This is a genomic window from Bacillus aerius, assembly GCF_029894105.1.
GTDB classification, from domain to species: domain Bacteria; phylum Bacillota; class Bacilli; order Bacillales; family Bacillaceae; genus Bacillus; species Bacillus altitudinis.
The window spans coordinates 1,956,600-1,973,140 of sequence record NZ_JARYHO010000001.1 but is presented as its reverse complement, the minus strand read 5'-3'; the positions used below and the strand labels follow the sequence as shown (position 1 = coordinate 1,973,140).

Annotated in this window: 25 protein-coding genes; 15 read left to right on the top strand and 10 right to left on the bottom strand. The window is 40.2% G+C overall.

What is annotated here, in order from left to right:
- The first annotated feature begins 2 nt into the window (after positions 1-2).
- The 3 genes from M2353_RS10040 (at position 3) to M2353_RS10030 (ending at position 1,416) form a co-directional block, all read left to right on the top strand.
- Positions 3-284 (top strand): YokU family protein, encoded by a 282-nt coding sequence (locus M2353_RS10040; RefSeq protein ID WP_024718564.1) that lies wholly within the window; start codon positions 3-5, stop codon positions 282-284.
- A gap of 79 nt (positions 285-363) precedes the next feature.
- Complete coding sequence (locus M2353_RS10035) at positions 364-588, top strand: YozE family protein (RefSeq protein WP_003215834.1); 225 nt, start codon at positions 364-366, stop codon at positions 586-588.
- A 147-nt stretch (positions 589-735) separates the two neighbouring features.
- Positions 736-1,416, top strand: coding sequence for a hypothetical protein (locus M2353_RS10030; RefSeq protein WP_008346441.1), 681 nt, complete (start codon positions 736-738; stop codon positions 1,414-1,416).
- On the opposite strand, the gene M2353_RS10025 is transcribed toward M2353_RS10030, so the two are convergent.
- Complete coding sequence (locus tag M2353_RS10025; RefSeq protein ID WP_017359686.1) at positions 1,413-1,547, bottom strand: hypothetical protein; 135 nt, start codon at positions 1,545-1,547, stop codon at positions 1,413-1,415. The two genes, M2353_RS10030 and M2353_RS10025, sit on opposite strands and share 4 nt — an antisense overlap.
- Positions 1,548-1,666: 119 nt before the next feature.
- On the opposite strand from M2353_RS10025, the gene M2353_RS10020 reads away from it, so the two are divergent.
- From M2353_RS10020 to M2353_RS10000, 5 genes are all read left to right on the top strand, one after another.
- Complete coding sequence (locus M2353_RS10020) at positions 1,667-1,837, top strand: YozD family protein (protein WP_008346445.1); 171 nt, start codon at positions 1,667-1,669, stop codon at positions 1,835-1,837.
- A 51-nt stretch (positions 1,838-1,888) separates the two neighbouring features.
- Positions 1,889-2,497: a phosphatase PAP2 family protein gene (locus M2353_RS10015; protein WP_061420887.1), complete on the top strand. Its 609-nt coding sequence runs from the start codon at positions 1,889-1,891 to the stop codon at positions 2,495-2,497.
- A gap of 54 nt (positions 2,498-2,551) precedes the next feature.
- Positions 2,552-2,869: a YodL domain-containing protein gene (locus M2353_RS10010; RefSeq protein WP_007500756.1), complete on the top strand. Its 318-nt coding sequence runs from the start codon at positions 2,552-2,554 to the stop codon at positions 2,867-2,869.
- 110 nt (positions 2,870-2,979) lie between these two features.
- Entirely contained in the window at positions 2,980-3,675 is a 696-nt protein-coding gene (gene deoD / locus M2353_RS10005) for a purine-nucleoside phosphorylase (RefSeq protein WP_135009168.1), read from the top strand.
- 68 nt (positions 3,676-3,743) lie between these two features.
- A complete protein-coding gene (locus M2353_RS10000; RefSeq protein WP_284725372.1) occupies positions 3,744-4,574 on the top strand; it encodes a M15 family metallopeptidase in 831 nt (276 codons plus the stop codon).
- A 49-nt stretch (positions 4,575-4,623) separates the two neighbouring features.
- Here M2353_RS10000 and M2353_RS09995 read toward each other — a convergent pair whose 3' ends face one another.
- Both M2353_RS09995 and M2353_RS09990 read right to left on the bottom strand, forming a co-directional pair.
- Entirely contained in the window at positions 4,624-4,875 is a 252-nt protein-coding gene (locus M2353_RS09995) for a hypothetical protein (protein WP_047946638.1), read from the bottom strand.
- Positions 4,876-4,967: 92 nt separating this feature from the next.
- Positions 4,968-5,666 (bottom strand): class I SAM-dependent methyltransferase, encoded by a 699-nt coding sequence (locus tag M2353_RS09990; RefSeq protein ID WP_045034999.1) that lies wholly within the window; start codon positions 5,664-5,666, stop codon positions 4,968-4,970.
- A gap of 151 nt (positions 5,667-5,817) precedes the next feature.
- Between M2353_RS09990 and M2353_RS09985 the strand changes: the two genes are divergently transcribed.
- Positions 5,818-7,203 (top strand): S41 family peptidase, encoded by a 1,386-nt coding sequence (locus tag M2353_RS09985; protein ID WP_135009166.1) that lies wholly within the window; start codon positions 5,818-5,820, stop codon positions 7,201-7,203.
- A 40-nt stretch (positions 7,204-7,243) separates the two neighbouring features.
- Here the strand turns inward: M2353_RS09985 and M2353_RS09980 are convergent, their stop codons facing one another.
- From M2353_RS09980 to M2353_RS09970, 3 genes are all read right to left on the bottom strand, one after another.
- Positions 7,244-8,737, bottom strand: a complete 1,494-nt coding sequence (locus M2353_RS09980) for a sodium:solute symporter family protein (RefSeq protein WP_041507073.1) — start codon at positions 8,735-8,737, stop codon at positions 7,244-7,246.
- The gene (locus tag M2353_RS09975; protein ID WP_017359680.1) at positions 8,722-8,940 is read right to left on the bottom strand and encodes a DUF3311 domain-containing protein; all 219 of its coding nucleotides are present in this window, start codon (positions 8,938-8,940) and stop codon (positions 8,722-8,724) included. The genes M2353_RS09980 and M2353_RS09975 overlap by 16 nt, the downstream gene beginning before the upstream one ends.
- A 237-nt stretch (positions 8,941-9,177) precedes the next feature.
- Positions 9,178-9,795 carry a nitroreductase family protein gene (locus tag M2353_RS09970; protein WP_017359679.1) on the bottom strand — a complete coding sequence of 206 codons (618 nt, stop codon included), beginning with the start codon at positions 9,793-9,795 and terminating at the stop codon, positions 9,178-9,180.
- 141 nt (positions 9,796-9,936) lie between these two features.
- On the opposite strand from M2353_RS09970, the gene M2353_RS09965 reads away from it, so the two are divergent.
- Together M2353_RS09965 and M2353_RS09960 are read left to right on the top strand one after the other, a co-directional pair.
- Positions 9,937-10,269: a winged helix-turn-helix transcriptional regulator gene (locus M2353_RS09965; protein ID WP_008346466.1), complete on the top strand. Its 333-nt coding sequence runs from the start codon at positions 9,937-9,939 to the stop codon at positions 10,267-10,269.
- Positions 10,270-10,344: 75 nt separating this feature from the next.
- Entirely contained in the window at positions 10,345-10,563 is a 219-nt protein-coding gene (locus M2353_RS09960; RefSeq protein ID WP_003215921.1) for a hypothetical protein, read from the top strand.
- Positions 10,564-10,603: 40 nt separating this feature from the next.
- Here M2353_RS09960 and M2353_RS09955 read toward each other — a convergent pair whose 3' ends face one another.
- On the bottom strand, positions 10,604-11,077 hold the full coding sequence (locus M2353_RS09955; protein WP_024718570.1) for an Hsp20/alpha crystallin family protein: 474 nt from the start codon (positions 11,075-11,077) through the stop codon (positions 10,604-10,606).
- Between the two features lie 86 nt (positions 11,078-11,163).
- Here M2353_RS09955 and rarD point away from each other — a divergent pair, with 86 nt between their 5' ends.
- The 4 genes from rarD to bshB2 all read left to right on the top strand — a co-directional run bounded on the left by rarD (position 11,164) and on the right by bshB2 (position 13,465).
- A complete protein-coding gene (rarD, locus tag M2353_RS09950; RefSeq protein ID WP_284725371.1) occupies positions 11,164-12,075 on the top strand; it encodes an EamA family transporter RarD in 912 nt (303 codons plus the stop codon).
- Between the two features lie 78 nt (positions 12,076-12,153).
- Positions 12,154-12,435 carry a hypothetical protein gene (locus M2353_RS09945; protein WP_284725370.1) on the top strand — a complete coding sequence of 94 codons (282 nt, stop codon included), beginning with the start codon at positions 12,154-12,156 and terminating at the stop codon, positions 12,433-12,435.
- Positions 12,432-12,782, top strand: coding sequence for a YojF family protein (locus M2353_RS09940; RefSeq protein WP_008346474.1), 351 nt, complete (start codon positions 12,432-12,434; stop codon positions 12,780-12,782). The genes M2353_RS09945 and M2353_RS09940 overlap by 4 nt, the downstream gene beginning before the upstream one ends.
- A 17-nt stretch (positions 12,783-12,799) precedes the next feature.
- Positions 12,800-13,465 (top strand): bacillithiol biosynthesis deacetylase BshB2, encoded by a 666-nt coding sequence (gene bshB2, locus M2353_RS09935; RefSeq protein WP_024718573.1) that lies wholly within the window; start codon positions 12,800-12,802, stop codon positions 13,463-13,465.
- Between the two features lie 50 nt (positions 13,466-13,515).
- Here bshB2 and M2353_RS09930 read toward each other — a convergent pair.
- The 3 genes from M2353_RS09930 to M2353_RS09920 form a co-directional block, all read right to left on the bottom strand.
- Positions 13,516-14,867 (bottom strand): IS3 family transposase gene (locus tag M2353_RS09930; protein WP_096881102.1). Its coding sequence is split into 2 segments (ribosomal slippage): positions 13,516-14,423 and positions 14,423-14,867, totalling 1,353 coding nucleotides; the frame shifts between segments, so codons are not numbered across the junction.
- 59 nt (positions 14,868-14,926) lie between these two features.
- Positions 14,927-16,291, bottom strand: coding sequence for an MATE family efflux transporter (locus M2353_RS09925; protein WP_284725369.1), 1,365 nt, complete (start codon positions 16,289-16,291; stop codon positions 14,927-14,929).
- Positions 16,292-16,350: 59 nt separating this feature from the next.
- Positions 16,351-16,476 (bottom strand): hypothetical protein, encoded by a 126-nt coding sequence (locus M2353_RS09920; RefSeq protein WP_003215647.1) that lies wholly within the window; start codon positions 16,474-16,476, stop codon positions 16,351-16,353.
- Between the last annotated feature and the right edge of the window lie 65 nt (positions 16,477-16,541).

Here is a 16,541-nt window from a genome sequence, read left to right as displayed (position 1 = left end):
CGTTGCTGACATGTGATTGGTGTGAGGAGAAGAAAGCGAACGCAGGACAGACCACAGTCTATTGGGAACTCATCACGGGCACACAATCGATTGAGATTTTGGAAACGCCTTCGATTTCTTGCACGCATTGCGGGATGACGTATCAGAAGGATGAGACAGTAAAAGAGATAGAAGATCAATTAATTTTAGTCGATCAAACAAAGCTTCCAGAAAAAATCTCATATGAAGAATTAATGAGCATGGAGCGGTTATTAAAGCGTAATTACTTTGATTTTTCTTCATAAGTTGTACCTCCGCCTATACAAGTCATCAAATTCCTGTATAATATAACAACAAAATAGAGTGTCGCGGAGGGAAAAACAGGTGAAGTCGTTTTACCATTATTTAATGAAGTACAGACATCCAAAACCAAAGGATGAAATCAGTCATTTTGCAAATGCTGCTTATGAAGATCACAGCTTTCCTAAAGCATCCACTGATTATCATGAGCTATGTGCCTATTTAGAGTTAAATGGGGACTATTTAAGCTCCATGACGACATTTGATGAGGCTTTTGAGCAATACGAAGTAGAAGTCAAAAAAAAATAACACACACAACCGCTTGTTCCGTATGGAAGAAGCGGTTTTTTCATGAAGAAATAAAATGGCGTTTTGCATGGTGTGGTTGCCCATGCAGAATTCCTTGCGCCGGCATACGATACGTTAAGACCAAAAGTCGGGCAAGGGGGAGACAGAATGAAGGCGAAAGCACCAAAATATAAAGTAGGGGATATTGTCGTCGTTGTCATGTACGGCACAGTTGGAACGATAACAAAAGTCCATCAAATTGACCAACATTATCTATATGAGGTCAATCATAATGAGGTGCTTTATTTTGAAACATCACTCCAGCTTTACGATGAGTACGACGGGGTGATTGTAGATACGGAAAAGCTGGACATTGAATATGAGTTCCTCATTGGCGATGTTGTATATGTAAAGGATTACGGGAAAGAGCTATTTAAAATCATTGGCCATCGGACTGAGATATGGCGCTACCTTGAAGATGGCTGGGAAGATGTCATTTATGAACTGACAAGGTTAAAAGACGGAGAATGGCTGGAAACAGAAGAAGAAGACTTGACGCTTGTCCTAAGGAAATATGAGATGGATCAGTTTGTTCATCAGCTTCTTTTTGTGCATTACGTTGGAGAAACCTCAAAAGAAATAGAGGAAGATATGGTGCAAACCGCTCTATTACAGTTAGAAGAGAAACAAGAAAGCGAAGCATCACTAGAATTTCTCGCTGTATCTATAGTGGATGAGCTTCTTGACATTTACAATGATTATAAAATTCTCTATGAATTTTTCAAAGACCCAGAATATAAGGATATGATGGACTTTATTTTGGAAAGTTTAAACGAGCATTTTGGTTAAAAGAAGACTTGTCCTAACACGAATAAAAAGTAAGGAACACAGAAAAAAGCAATCACATAAAACCAACCCCTCAAGATACGGCCCATCACCTGATCAAAAGTATGTCCATCTAAAATGCTTAACCATTTCATTGCCTCATGCCCCTTTTCTTTTCGTTTACTGCATTTATATGTATGGAATAAGCCATTATGACAAACTGTAATAAAAATAAGGCAGCGTTCATACATCATAAAAAAGGAGGCGGAAAGCAATGAAAGAAGCAGATTTGGTGATTGATACAGAGGAAATTGCAGAATTCTTCTACACGGAGCTGGTCAAAAGAGGGTACATACCATCTGAGCTGGAAACGTTTGAGCTTGCCGATATTACATTTGAATATATGCTGAGGAAAGCAATGATAGTTGAAGAAGAGGCGCGGTAGGCACTATACTTTGAAGAGATTCTGAGTAGAAAGGGAGGGGAATTGTTTCGCGTGTATGTCATCATTTTTTTCCTTTTGTTTGGCGCCATCGCAGCGCTTATGGTGTCTGGCATGTTCCAGGAGTTGGACAACCAGATCATCTTATCGTTTGAAAACATCAGACTTCCTTTTTTAAATGATGTCATGCTGACTTTGACTGACTTTGGTATCAGTGCGCTGCTTGTCCCAATCATGCTCATCTTTAGCGTGGTGCTGTTTATGTATAAACGCTACCACTCTATTATGCTGCTTTTTCTACTATATATAGCAGAAAAAACGGTCAATCATGAACTGAAAGGACTGTTTGCTAGAGAGCGTCCAGCCTTTGATCATCTAGTGAATGAGACCTATTACAGCTTTCCGAGCGGTCATTCTATGAATGCGGCAACGATCTATCCATTTATCGCCTATCTATTCATTGAAATGATTCCGTGGCTGAAAAAGAGACAAAAAGCAGTCTACATGGTGACAGGATGTTGTGTGCTGATGATCGGCATCAGCAGGATGTATATCGGTGTTCATTATGTCACTGATGTAGCAGGGGGCTTTGCGATAGGACTAGCTTTATTTCTCATATGTAAAAAGATTGACGAAAAATTGTCCGTCATTCGACAAAAATAGAAGAAGGAAATTCTTAGATCCCAGCCAATTTTATATAAAAGGGGAGGGATTTGAATGCAATTGACGTTGAGATTTTTTCAAAAGAAACCTTCAGCTTATCACTTAACCATTTATCAAACACCTGAATATGGTGCAGAAAGCGGACATCAGCCTGTGTACCGGACAAAGATTGGCGGCAGGACACACCTTGATGTACTGGAAAAAGCATTCTCGACATTTAATGTACAAGATACAGTCCCTAATGATTACAATGCACGGTTTATCACAACAGGGGATATCGTTGTGATTGATGACCAGAAAAAAGGGAAGTGCTACTACCAGCTCTTTCCGGCAGGATGGAAACGCAGTGAACGCCTAATGACGATGAGTTAAATATAAACGACGATGCCAGCTTTACTTTCAGCTGGTATTTTCTTTTTTGATCTCAATCGTTTATAATAAATGGGACTAAACACATGTTAAACGTAAGTGGAGGCTAAAAAATGAGTGTACATATTGGAGCAGAAAAAGGACAAATTGCAGAAACGGTATTGCTGCCAGGCGATCCGCTTCGTGCGAAATATATTGCAGATACATATTTAGAAGATGTTGTGTGCTATAACGAAGTGCGCGGCATGTATGGTTATACTGGAACATATAAAGGAAAACGCATTTCTGTACAAGGTACTGGAATGGGCGTACCGTCTATTTCGATCTATGTGAATGAGCTAATCCAAAGCTATGATGTTCAAAACTTAATCCGTGTCGGTTCTTGCGGAGCGATCAAAAAAGATGTCAATGTACGTGACGTCATCTTAGCTCAAACATCATCAACAGATTCTCAAATGAACCGTGTGGCATTTGGACCGATTGATTACGCACCATGCGCTGATTTTGATTTACTGAAAAAAGCCTACGACACAGCAGAAGCGAAAAATGTAGCTGTGCGTGTTGGGAATGTATTTACAGCAGACCAATTTTATAATGAAAAACCACTTGAGCTGATGGACCAATATGGAATTCTAGCGATTGAAATGGAGACAACGGCTCTTTATACGCTTGCTGCAAAATTTGGCAGAAAAGCGTTGTCGATTCTAACAGTGAGTGATCATGTGCTAACAGGAGAAGAAACAACTGCTGAAGAGCGTCAAACGACATTTGACGAAATGATCTTAATTGCACTAGATTCTGTTTTATAATAGTATAAAGGGTGTGCTACGATGTAGCGCATCTTTATTTTTTTAGTAGAGCAAAAGGAAGGTATGTCATGAAGAAAAGCTATAAAATACTCTCAATCGCATCGATTCTTGGTTTGACGGCCGCATTATCAGGCTGCCAGTTGCTGGATCAGAAAAGCGGTACCACTGAATCTAACAAAACAAACGAACAAAAGAACGCAGCAAGTTCATCACCCCAGCAAAACTCAAACGATACGGCAGATTCATCTAATCAAGAGCTGACGTTAAAGAGTGAATATTTCAATGACATCAAGGTAGTGAGCGGACTGAAGACCATTCAAAACCCTGAAAATGTGCTTGCTTTAGTGAACAAAGAATATGCACTGCCAGGAACCTATAAACCTTCTGATCTCGTTGTACCAAAAGTGGAATTCTCTTTTTCAGAGGATATTGAAAAACGATATATTCGAAAAGAAGTAGCGGATGCACTTGCAAAGTTATTCAAAGGTGCTAAAAAGGAAAACTTTGAGCTTGCTGCAGTATCTGGCTATCGTTCCTATGACCGTCAAAAAGTCATTTTTGATAGTGAAGTGAAACTAAAAGGGAAAGAAAAAGCCCAAGAAGCCGTAGCCTTACCAGGGGAAAGTGAACATCAAACAGGTCTAGCTATGGATATTTCCTCAAAAAGTGCCGGCTTTGAAATCTCTGAAAAATTTGGTGAAACACCTGATGGTAAATGGGTAGCCAAAAATGCTTACAAATATGGCTTTATCATCCGTTATCCAAAAGGGAAAGAAGACATCACGAAATATGAATATGAGCCGTGGCACCTGCGCTATGTAGGGAAAGAAGCTGCAAAAGCGATGCATGATCATGATTTAACATTCGAAGAATACATGAACAAAGTGAAGAAAATATAAACAAATAAAAGGCCTCCCGAAGCTGGGAGGCCTTCTTTTATACGCCGTTTTAAAAAAAGAACAAACCTGCTAAAGCGAAGCCGGTAATAAAACCGAGACCGATGCCATAAGCTGCACCCCAGCCATAATAACCTCCGTAATATCCATAACCAAAGCCCCCGCGGGACCCGCCGACTGGACGAATATAAACTTTGCGGTTTGTCACCCGCTCAATACGTCCAACATGTACTCTGCCATTTCGATCAGTAATTCTAGCTACTTTCCCCATATGCTGCTGACAAAGTTTGTAGTAGCGCTCCATGTTTTTCCTCCTTATGACAAACTCTTTTCACTCTTATCCTATGCGAAAGACTTCATAGAGTTTGGACAAAACATATAGGAGATTCGCTCATTTTATACTGTACATTCAAATACAAGGTGACTCAGATGTTCTCGGTGTGTTTGAATCAGGTCATAGTGTGTCTGCAATGTATCATAAAGAGAAGGTGGTATTTGATCTGATAATTCCATTTCGGTCGGCTCCTCCTGCACCATGTGCTCATCGAATGAGAGAATCTGAATGTCACGGAATCCTGCGGACGCTAACTGTTTTTTCCATTCAGAAAATGAAAAGAGGGAGTGAAACCCATAAAACTCCCGAATGGCTGCCTGTTCTTCTGAGGAAAGCGGCACTTTTAACACAGCCTCATTTGCGATCAATTGTTTTCCAGGAGCAAGCACCCGTTTTATCTCAGCAAGCGCAGCAGGTAAATGGGTGAAACTTAAAACAGATTCACTGATCAGTAGAGAGAACGAGTCATCCGCAAATGGCAGGTGTTCGATCGATGCTTGCTGTGCACGGAAAGGTAGTTGTTCCCGCTCGAATCGCAGATTGGCTTTTTCAATCATCAAAGGGTGTGTATCAATCGCCTCTACTTCATAACCTAAATGTCCTAAATAGGCTGCTGTTTGTCCTGTGCCGCATCCAACATCCAGTATACGATCGTCAGACGCCAGGTTGAGATGCTCAATCATCGTTTTAGTTAGCTCAATTCCACCAGGATGGGCACCTGATACACCAAAATAGGCAAGCATTTCTACATAGTCACTCATGGAATCCCTTCTTTCTTTATCATGTTTCTCTCTAAAGATTATGCATTGCAGGGCTAAATGGCTTATCTTTTCAAATAGAAGTTTGATCCTTTGGTTGACGGATGAAGAATCGTCCTTGATAATAATGAAAGGAGATAAAGGTGGTGTTTTTTTGAAAAAACAATTCAAGTTCGTGATAGCCATTCTGGTGACAGCAGCGCTTTCCTCAGCGATTACATTTGTGATCACAAAACAAGGTGCTGTCAGCGTTTCAGGAGATGAGAAGTTTAGTAAACTCATGGCTGCATATACGAAGGTAAAAAACGAGTATTACGAAAAAACGGATGATCAAAAACTAGTAGACGGTGCGATTCAAGGCATGATTGCATCACTTGATGATCCATACTCTACATATATGGATCAGGAGGAAGCCGAAGGGTTTAACAACACCATTTCATCTTCATTTGAAGGAATTGGTGCACAAGTAGAAGAGAAGGATGGACAAATTTTAATTGTCGCACCGATTAAAGGCTCTCCTGCTGAAAAAGCTGGTTTGAAACCTCATGATCGTATTTTAAAAGTGGATAGTAAAAGTACAAAAGGCATGTCAGTGAATAAAGCCGTTTCTCTTATCAGAGGGAAAAAAGGAACGGATGTCAAACTGCATTTGAACCGACAAGGTGTTGGAAATGTGGATGTGACGATCACACGAGATACGATTCCACTTGAAACGGTGTATGCAAAACTAACAAAAGATAAAATAGGCGAAATCCAAATCACTTCTTTTGCTGAAACGACATCTAAAGAGTTGGATAAAGCGATTGATGACCTCGAGAAAAAAGGGGCAAAAGGTTTTGTCATTGATCTGAGAGATAATCCAGGCGGCATTATGACAGAAGCAATTGAAATGAGCAATGACTTTATCGATAAAGGAAAAGTCATTATGCAGGTTGAGGAAAAAGGAAAGAAACAAGTGTACAAAGCGGAAAAAGAACGCAAAGTTCATCAGCCGGCAGTTGTTCTTGTAAACGGCGGTTCAGCGAGTGCTGCTGAAATTATGGCGGCAGCTCTGCACCAATCCTCCAGCATTCAACTTGTTGGAGAAAAGACATTTGGTAAAGGGACTGTTCAGAATGCGCAAAGCTACAATGATGGTTCTAGTGTGAAATTAACCATTGCCAAGTGGCTGACACCAGACGGGTCTTGGATTCACAAAAAAGGAATTGAGCCACAGGTGAAAGCATCTCTGCCGAGTTATGCGAAGCTGCCATACTTAAGTCCGAAAAAGACGTATCAACTGAATGATGATGGAGATGAAGTCAAAGCGGCTCAAAAAATGTTCCAAGCGCTTGGCTACAAAGCAAAAGCCAATGGAGAATATGATCAAGCATTCCAGTCGGTCGTGAAAAGGTTCCAATCAGATCACGATCTAAAGGCTGATGGTATTCTGACAGGGGACACAACGACGGTACTGATGACAAACATCCAAGATAAGCTCAAGAAAAATGATACGCAAATGAAAAAAGCCATTGAAGTGTTGAAAAAAGAAATGAAATAGAAAAAGCAGTCCTCATCAGGGGACTGCTTTTTTTCTTGTGTTACGCTTTGTTAGCCACAGGTTCCGTTGTTTTCCCATTCTTTTCAAACAAATCACTTGTCACAGAATTAGATGTGACATTCTTCTGGAAGAATGGATTCAATATCAAGATGACCACAACGTTTGCTAGTAAACCGAGAAAGCCTTCATAAAGGCCGAATGTCATTTGTGTCATATTCGCTGTAAAGGTAACGATAATTCCTACGATGAGCCCCGCAATCGTTGCTTCTCTCGATTGTTTTTTCCAGAATAAGCTGATGGCAATGGCTGGGAAAATTTGAACCATTCCAGAAACACCGATCAGCTGAAGCGTGACAAGCGCAGTCGGGAACAGCATACCGAATAAAAGAGCAAGCCCGATCACGATAAATACCATCGAACGTGTAATGATCGTTAACCGTTTAGGTGACACATTTGGATGGATTAAATCACGGTACAAATTATTGGCAAATAAATTCGATGCCCCAATGGCCATGATCGAACATGGAATGAGAGAAGCAAGTGCAATCGTTGAATACGCAAGCCCCTGCATCACGCCGCCATATGACGTCTGAATTAAATGAAGAAGAGCAAATCTTGGATTTGTATCTTCCGGTAAGACTAAAAAGGCAATGAAGCCAAGGAAGATGACCAAAATCAATACAATGTTGTAAAGAGGTAAAAACATACTGTTTTTACGGATGGCATCTGCGCTTTTGGCTGTGAAAACACCAGTTGCTGCATGAGCCCACATAAATAATGCGAGTGCAGAAACACCTGATGCGGTAATAAACCACAAAATGCCTTTAGGGCCGCTTTCAGGAATCGTCAGAAGCTGTGGAGCTTCCTTAGCTAACGTATTCATCATTGGTGTCCAGCCGTTAAAATGAATAATCGGGAGGGAAACGACCATAAAGAGCATGATCACCCAAACAAGAATATCTTTAATAATGGCTGTATATGTAGGACCTTTAATACCACTGAAAAATGTATAAAGTGCAACTAAAATAAATGAAATCATAACCACTGCATTCACATTAATATAACTCGTTCCAGCGACAGTTAATGTATCTTGAATCCCGCTTAGCTGAAGACAAATGTATGGTATGAGCATGAGTACACCAACAATGGCAATCAAACTGGATAACAGTTTACTGTCAAATCGCTCACGTGCATAATCAGCAAGTGTTGTCAGCTTGTGATTTTTTGCAACCGTCCAAAGTTTTGGTAAGAAGAAATACGCAATAAAATAAGCAAGAACTGAATAGGGGATAGCGAAAAAAGCAACACTTCCCGCTGTATAAGCTGTACTTGTGAGCCCTAAAAAGGTATAAGCAGTATATAAGTCTGCGCCAACAAGGAACCAGACGAGAAGCCCGCCAAATTTTCTCCCGCCAACAGACCATTCTTCGACTGATTGTCTTGATGATTTATCACGACCAGCGGCAAAACCGATGACCACGACGATGAAAATGATACTTGCAGTAATCAATAAAGCTGTTAAGTTTCCTTGCATTCGTCAGTTCCTCCATTTGAATGTTGCATCCTGTAAATGATAAATGTGCAAACGGGTGTGAGTACAATCCATAGTAAGAGCCAGAAGTGGAAAAAAGGCAGCCCGATGACAAATGGATGAATACGATTCACAAAGGGGAGCAGTGCAAGCTGTCCAATGAATGGAATCGCGATAAGTAGCGCCAGTATCAGTTTTTTGTTCATGTTTTCCTCCTCTAATATTTTGTAATTTCATAATAATAGCAGTTGTCAGATTAGATCACAAGACCATTTTCAGAAAAAACAATCATTTTTATGAATATCATACTAATATAACGCTTTCATTTTTAAAAAGAGGTAAATACTGAAGAATGAGAAAGGAAGACTTGAAAATAAGTATGGAAAAATAATATTTAGAGCAAATAAAAAAGCCCCAGCATGACGCTGAGACTGAGCCGTTTTTTATAGGAAATCAGATACTTCTTCGATGTCAAAACGATTGCTTTTGTGAGCTTCTTTTGCTGCTTTCCCGACAGAAATCAACATCACTGGTTCGTATCGACCACTCACATTGAATTCTTTTACGTACGCTTCTTTACTGAAACCGCCCATTGCGCATGTATCATATCCCATTGCTTTCGCCGCAATCATTAACTGCATAGCAGCTAACGAAGCGTTTGAATACGCAGCTTCACGTGCATATTGCTCGCTTTGGTAAGCACCATTGATTTGCGTCATCAGTGTTTCTTTAATATCTTCTGTGATGAAGCCTTGTTCTGCTAGCTCACTGTAGATTTTTTCACCCTTTAGATTGGCTTCAAGGTCACCTAGCACAGCAATCACAGCTGATGCTTGAGAGACTTGTTTTTGGTTGTAAGCAATTGGAAGAAGTTTTGCTTTTGATTCAGCACTATGGAACACAGTGAAATGCCAATGCTGAAGGTTCCAAGCAGATGGTGCTTTTGTTGTGATATCAAGAAGCTCTGTTAACTCTTCTTTTGTCATTTCATGAGTTGTATCATACTCTTTTACTGAAGCTCTTTCTTTTAAAATGTCAATCGTTTTTTGATCGCTCGCCATATGGATATTTCCTCCCGTTTTTGCAAATAGTATGGTACAATAAATAAAAAAGTGAGAAACTTACTTATTGTAACTAGAGATATATTTTAAATTGTATACCGTTAGTTTGTCAAACGATTATGAAAAGAAAGGCTGAAATATATGGAATTTCAATTATGTCCAAACATTCAGCAAGCTTTTTTGCTTCTTGGCAAAAGGTGGAATGGTCTCATCATTCATGTATTGCTTGACGGTCCGAAGCGGTTTAAAGACCTGACGGACATTATTCCATCCATCAGTCAAAAAATGCTCGCAGAACGCTTAAAAGAGCTTGAGCAAGAAGGAATCATAAAGCGCACTGTACTTCCTGAAACGCCAGTCAAAGTCATCTATTGTCTAACCGAAAAAGGGAGTGCATTACATGGTGTGTTCGGAGAAGTATCGCGCTGGGCAGGGGAGTATGCTGGATCTCATGTAAAAAAGGAGCAAGCCTAGTTTTAGGTTTGCCCAAACGTTTTGTCTCCTAATGAATATGCTGATGTTAGGCACATGACAAAGGAGGAGAAAAGCATGTACCCTCATACTCCGTATTTTCGAGGCGGTGCCCCTGGCATTCCGCCATATGAATCTAGAGTCCCTTTGTTTTTTGGTTTTGGCGCTCCTTTAGTCGGCGGACTGCTTGGCGGATTTCTAGGAAGTGCGATTTTTAATTATCCTCGTCCATATTACCCGCCACCACCACCGCCTGTTCCACCACCTTATGGCGGCGGATATCCACCATATTATTAAGAAAAAAGAGTAAGCCTGCTTCCATTTCAAAGCAGGCTTTTTATAATGGAATATCAATTTCAGAAATGCCTGGATCATCATGCTTTAAAAACATAATTTCTAAAATACCATCTTGATACGATGCCTTCGTTCCTTTTCTTTTCACAGCAGCAGGCAGGACAACCTTCTTTTGTTTATTCTCTTCAGGAAAATGATCAATAAACAGCAGATTGGCTGTATGTTTGATTTTTACTTTTTCCGTGTTCGGACGATCGAGCTCTATTTTGACAAACACGTGATCTGTCGTCTCAAATACTTCAACATTCGGCTCTTTCTTTTTTTTATCGTCTGTCTCTCTTGTTTTCTGCTGCTGAGACAGCGGATCCTGAAAGGGGAATTGAGCAGAATAATTGGAGCCGAAAACACTTTCCATGACTTGATTGACATATTGCTCAACGTCTTTAGGATCTGAATTTTTTAACGCTTCTTTTGAAAATTGCTTTTGAAAAGGGAATAATCGGTTCCAGTCAAACATGCAAATCATCCTTTCTAAATGCCCTGAATTAGTATATGCCCATAAAGTGATGTGCGTGCTATAATATACGATAGGTTTAGAAAGGAATGGTTAGATTGAACGAACAACTATCAAAAGGTGTCTTATATACGGCTGCATCTTTTACATTATGGGGATTGTTCCCATTATATTGGAAACTGATGGAGCATATTTCGTCAGGCGAAATTTTAGCGCACAGAATAGTATGGTCCTTTATTTTTATGTGCGGTATTCTTTTATATTTAAAGCAAGTCCGTCCAGCGATGCAGACTGTGAAAGGTCTGATGATAGATGGAAAAGCACTTTTTTCATTACTTTTATCGGCTATTTTAATTTCGGTCAATTGGTATGTATACATTTGGGCGGTAAATCACGATCTTATGCTGGAAGCGAGTTTAGGGTATTATATTAATCCACTTGTATCAGTTTTACTAGGCATCATTTTCTTAAAAGAACGACTGAATAAAATGCAAACCACCGCCATTCTCATTGCTGCAGCTGGGGTCATCATCTCAACTGTTCAGTACGGCTCATTTCCTGTCGTGGCTTTCGTATTGGCTTTTAGTTTTGGGTTTTATGGACTGATTAAAAAAAGAATGAGTTTTACGAGTGCCATTGGATTAACCATTGAAACACTGCTTCTTGCACCAGCTGCGCTTGTTTACTTATTCTTCTTCTTAAAAGAACCTGTTGTCACGATGAATCCGAGCAGCTTCGGCTCTCTTGGGCTATTATTTTTTGCAGGTGTCTTTACAGCTGTACCGCTTCTTTTATTTTCTGAAGGGGCCAAAAGAATTCCTTTATATCAAGTTGGTATTTTGCAGTATATTGCACCGACCATTACACTCTTTTTGGGGCTGTTTGTGTATCACGAACACTTATCTGCAGCAAAAATCGTGACATTCCTCTGTATTTGGGTGGCGATTTTACTATTTACAACCTCTCAACTGCGAATGAAAAAAACAGCGAATTCTCATTAAAGAGACGAAGCAGTTTGCTTTTTTTTGCAGGCGGATCATGTCATAATAAGTTGTTACCAAAACTGTAGAGGTGATCACATGTCATCAGTCGATGAGCTTGCACACGCTTATCAATCTTTATGGAAAAATCGGCAGCTTGATGTAGTGGATATGACTTCATTACACGAGGCGATACGAGATGATTTGCTTGATGCACGCACCCATCCTCGCGCAAGAAAGTCATTGCATCAAAAGTATGTACTCGCTGTGGAAAGAATTTTAGAAAGCACGATTGAACAGGGTCATCAACTACAGCTGATCAGCTTACATACAAAAAAGCTGCGCGAACTAATTCAAAATGGAGGAAGGAACCACTCATGAAACCAATTCAAACGGAAGATGTCACAGCGCATCTTGAATCGTTTTTAAATCGGCCAGTCTTCGTTCATCTTGAAACGACAACTGGTTCTTATTCAGCTCATGTGAATGAGCAAAATATGACGGTCGTGGCGTATATCCGCAACGCAAAAGTCGTCTATTCACAGGCAAAAATAAAAGGACAAGGTCCATACCGTGTCGGGATGAAAACAGAAGATGGCTGGATTTACGCAGAAGGTTTAACCGATTACGTGTTTGATGAACAAGGCCGCCTGCTGTTAGCAGGACACCTGCCAGACGGAAAACTAGCGATCTCATTACAAATTAGTGAAACACCATTTCAGGTGTAGGAGAGAGGGGAACAGTGATGAACGAACATGTACTTGTGATGCTGCCTCACCCCGACGATGAATCCTTCGGGGTCGCAGGGCTCATCGCGCAAAGCAGAAAACGTGGAATTCCAGTGACGTATGCATGCGGGACACTTGGAGAAATGGGAAGAAATATGGGAAGTCCAACATATGCTAACCGTGAGACACTTCCTGAATTAAGAAAACAGGAATTAATCAATGCATGTAAAGAAATGGATGTCACAGACTTGCGAATGCTTGGTCTTCGGGATAAAACGTTGGAATTTGAAGATGATGAGTATTTAGCGGATGTGATGGAAAGTATTATTGATGAAGTGAAACCAACCCTTATTGTCACATTTTATCCAGGTCATGGTGTACACCCTGATCATGACGCGACAGGTGAAGCGGTCATTCGTGCTCTATACCGAAAGAAAAAAGAAGACCGTCCCGTCACATACTGTATGGCCATTACGAAAAATCGAGAAGAAGTGCTAGGAAATGCCGATATTGTGATTGATATTACGGATGTAGCCGATATCAAATTAAATGCACTAAGAGCGCATAGAACACAAACAGAAGGCATGCTAAGAGAGCTTGAACAAAAGTTGAAAAACAAAGAACCAGTCGTTCAAAAATGGTTTGATGAAGAAATTTTTTGGACGTATCAATGGAATGACTAAATGAAAGGCAGCTGACTTTGAAGTGACCCCCTAAATTTAGACGCGTTTTTTTATGAGACAGCTTTCGAGGCATGAGTTCGATATTGTATCGGACTCATGCCTTTTAGTTTTGTCTTTATACGTGTGTGATTGTAGTAGTCAATATATTGTTCAAGTTCTTGCTTGAAGTGTTCGATGTTCTCAAATTTTTTTAGGTATAGAAATTCAGACTTTAAGATACCAAAAAAGTTCTCGATAACTGCGTTATCGTAACAGTTACCTTTTCGGGACATACTCTGTGTAATCCCACGCTTTTTTAAGGCGTGTCTATATTGCTTCATTTGGTAATGCCATCCTTGATCAGAATGTATCATTGGTTTCTCATCTTCATCTAAACGGTTGAACGCCTGATGAAGCATCGTTGAGACGAGTGAATAAACAGGTCTTGAACCGACTGTATAGGTAATGATTTCACCATTAAATAGATCTAATATGGGCGAAAGATAGAGCTTCTGACCAAATAACTTGAACTCCGTTATATCTGTGACCCATTTCTCATTTGGCCTATCAGCTTGAAAATGACGAGCCAATATATTAGGCGCTATTTTGTTCACTGTGCCTCTGTATGAACGATATTTCTTCACTCGGACCATGCATTTTAGCCCTAGAACTTTCATGATGCGCTGGACTTTTTTGTGATTCACCTTTTGTCCTCGGTTGATTAGTTCATCACGAATCCGGCGATATCCATAACGTCCTTGATGTTCCTGATAAATGGTTTGAATCATCTTTTTCAGTTCGACATCCTGATCAGGACGATCTAAATGCTTGATCAAATAATAGTAGGTACTGCGTGGAATACATGCGAGCTTAAGAAGTGATTTCACCGGATATTGATGCCTTAAATCATAGACTACTTGCGCTTTGTCTTGTTTGGTGATTGTTCCTTGTTTTGAACTAAGGCATTCAACTTTTTTAAATACTCATTTTCCATGCGCAAATGTTCTACTTCTGCCTGTAACGCTTCCATTGATCCTTTCGTTATTTCTTGTTTTCCAGTTTTCTTTTTCATAGACGGACGCCCCTTTTTATTAGATTGAAGGGCGTCTACTCCTTGTGTTTCCAAGATGCGCTTCCAGTTCCAAAGCGTGGTATCAGAAGGCAGGTTAAAGAGTGCAGCTGTTTCCAAGATAGACGTCCCATGTTCATTCATATAATCAAGTACGTCTAGTTTATATTGGACTGGATAATTTGTATATGACTTTGAAAAAGCTTTTTTGCCATGATATTGATACTTTCTGACCCAATATTGAAGTATACTTTTGTGCACGCCAATCTGTTTTGCAATTCCAAGCAGGGGTTCGCGGTCAATGAGGTATCGTTTTACCGCTTTGATTTTATCTTCAATTGTAAATTTAGCCAAAAGAAAAGCACCTCCAAATGTTAGACTGTGTCTAATATTTGGGGTGCACTTCACTTCAGTCAGCTGCCTTTTCCTGTTGCAGAATGCATACGTCTTTCAATCAACCTGAGACGAACAAATAGGACGATGGCACCTGCGGCAAGCCCAGTAATCAGACCAATCCAATAACCAAACGCTCCAAATGAGGTATACGTGCCAATCAAGTAGCCAGCTGGAAGGCCGATGACCCAGTAAGAGACAAACGCAGCAATCAGTGTATAATTCACATCTTTATACCCGCGTAGAGCTCCCTGAATTGGTGCGGCGATCGCATCTGACAGCTGGAAAAAGATCGCATACATCAAAAAGTGCTGTGTCATTTGTAAAACAGCTGATTCAGTTGTATATAAACCAGCGATCTCAGGTCTAAATAACAAGATGAGTGTTGCGGTACATAATGAGAACAAAACAGCTGTTGCAATGCCAATATAGCTGTAGCTTTTTGCGTCTTTATACCGCATGGCACCGGCTTCAAAACCTACAACAATCGTTAAAGCCATTGAGATACTAAGCGGCAGGATATATAAAATAGAAGCAAAGTTCATCGCTGCTTGGTGACTGGCGATTGTCACGGTATCAAAGTGACCCATTAAGAGCGTGACAGCTGCAAAAATACTTGTTTCAAAAAAGATCGCAAACCCAATAGGGATACCGATTTTCAGTATTTGACCCATTCGGGAGACGTTAAAACGAGGTAATGTCTGAAACAACCGAAAGGATGCAAACGGTTCGGCTTTGATGACAATACAAATACTCATGATGAAAATCGCCCAATACGTCAGCGCAGATGCAAGACCTGCCCCTGCACCGCCAAGCTTTGGAAACCCAAAGTTTCCAAAAATAAAGAGATAATTTAAAACAAAATTAATAGGAAGTGCGGTTAACGTAATGAACATCGTCACACGTGTTTTTCCTAATGCATCAATGAACGATCTCATGACTGAATAACCAAAAAGCGGGATGATTCCAATAGCAAGGAAGCTGAGAAAATGACGGGCAATGATTTCTACGGATGGTTCAAGCCCAAGTCTCCCTAAAATAAAAGGAACACACAACGATCCAATGACAATCACCACGATACTTAAAAGAAAAGATAAATAAATGGCCTGGAAGACTGCACGAGGAACGTCTTCCCTGCGGCCGCCGCCCATTAACTGAGCCACAATAGGGGTAACAGCCATTAAAATACCAGCGAGACCAGTATAAACAGGTGTCCAAATGCTCGAACCGATGGCTACACCTGCTAGGTCTTCTGCACTCACTTTTCCAGACATCACCGTGTCTAAAAATGTGATGAGCGAAAGACCTGCTTGTGTAATTAAAATCGGAATCAATATGGTTAAAAATTGTGCCAACTTTGCTCGAATACTATTCGTTTCTCTCATCATAAGTTCCTCTCTGAACAGAAATAACGAGAGGAATTATATCACGCTATGTAAATAAATCAATTCTCCGTCGGATTATTTTTCTTTGAGGGCTTCGTTTTTTTGAACATTTGGGCATAAATAAAAGAAAGACTGACAACACCTAAAATGCTGCAAGCATATTGAATCACTTTTTGAATGGTCATATTGAATTCACCTCCATACAAATAGAATGTGCACAATTTGTTATTTTATGACACAAGCGAAAGAA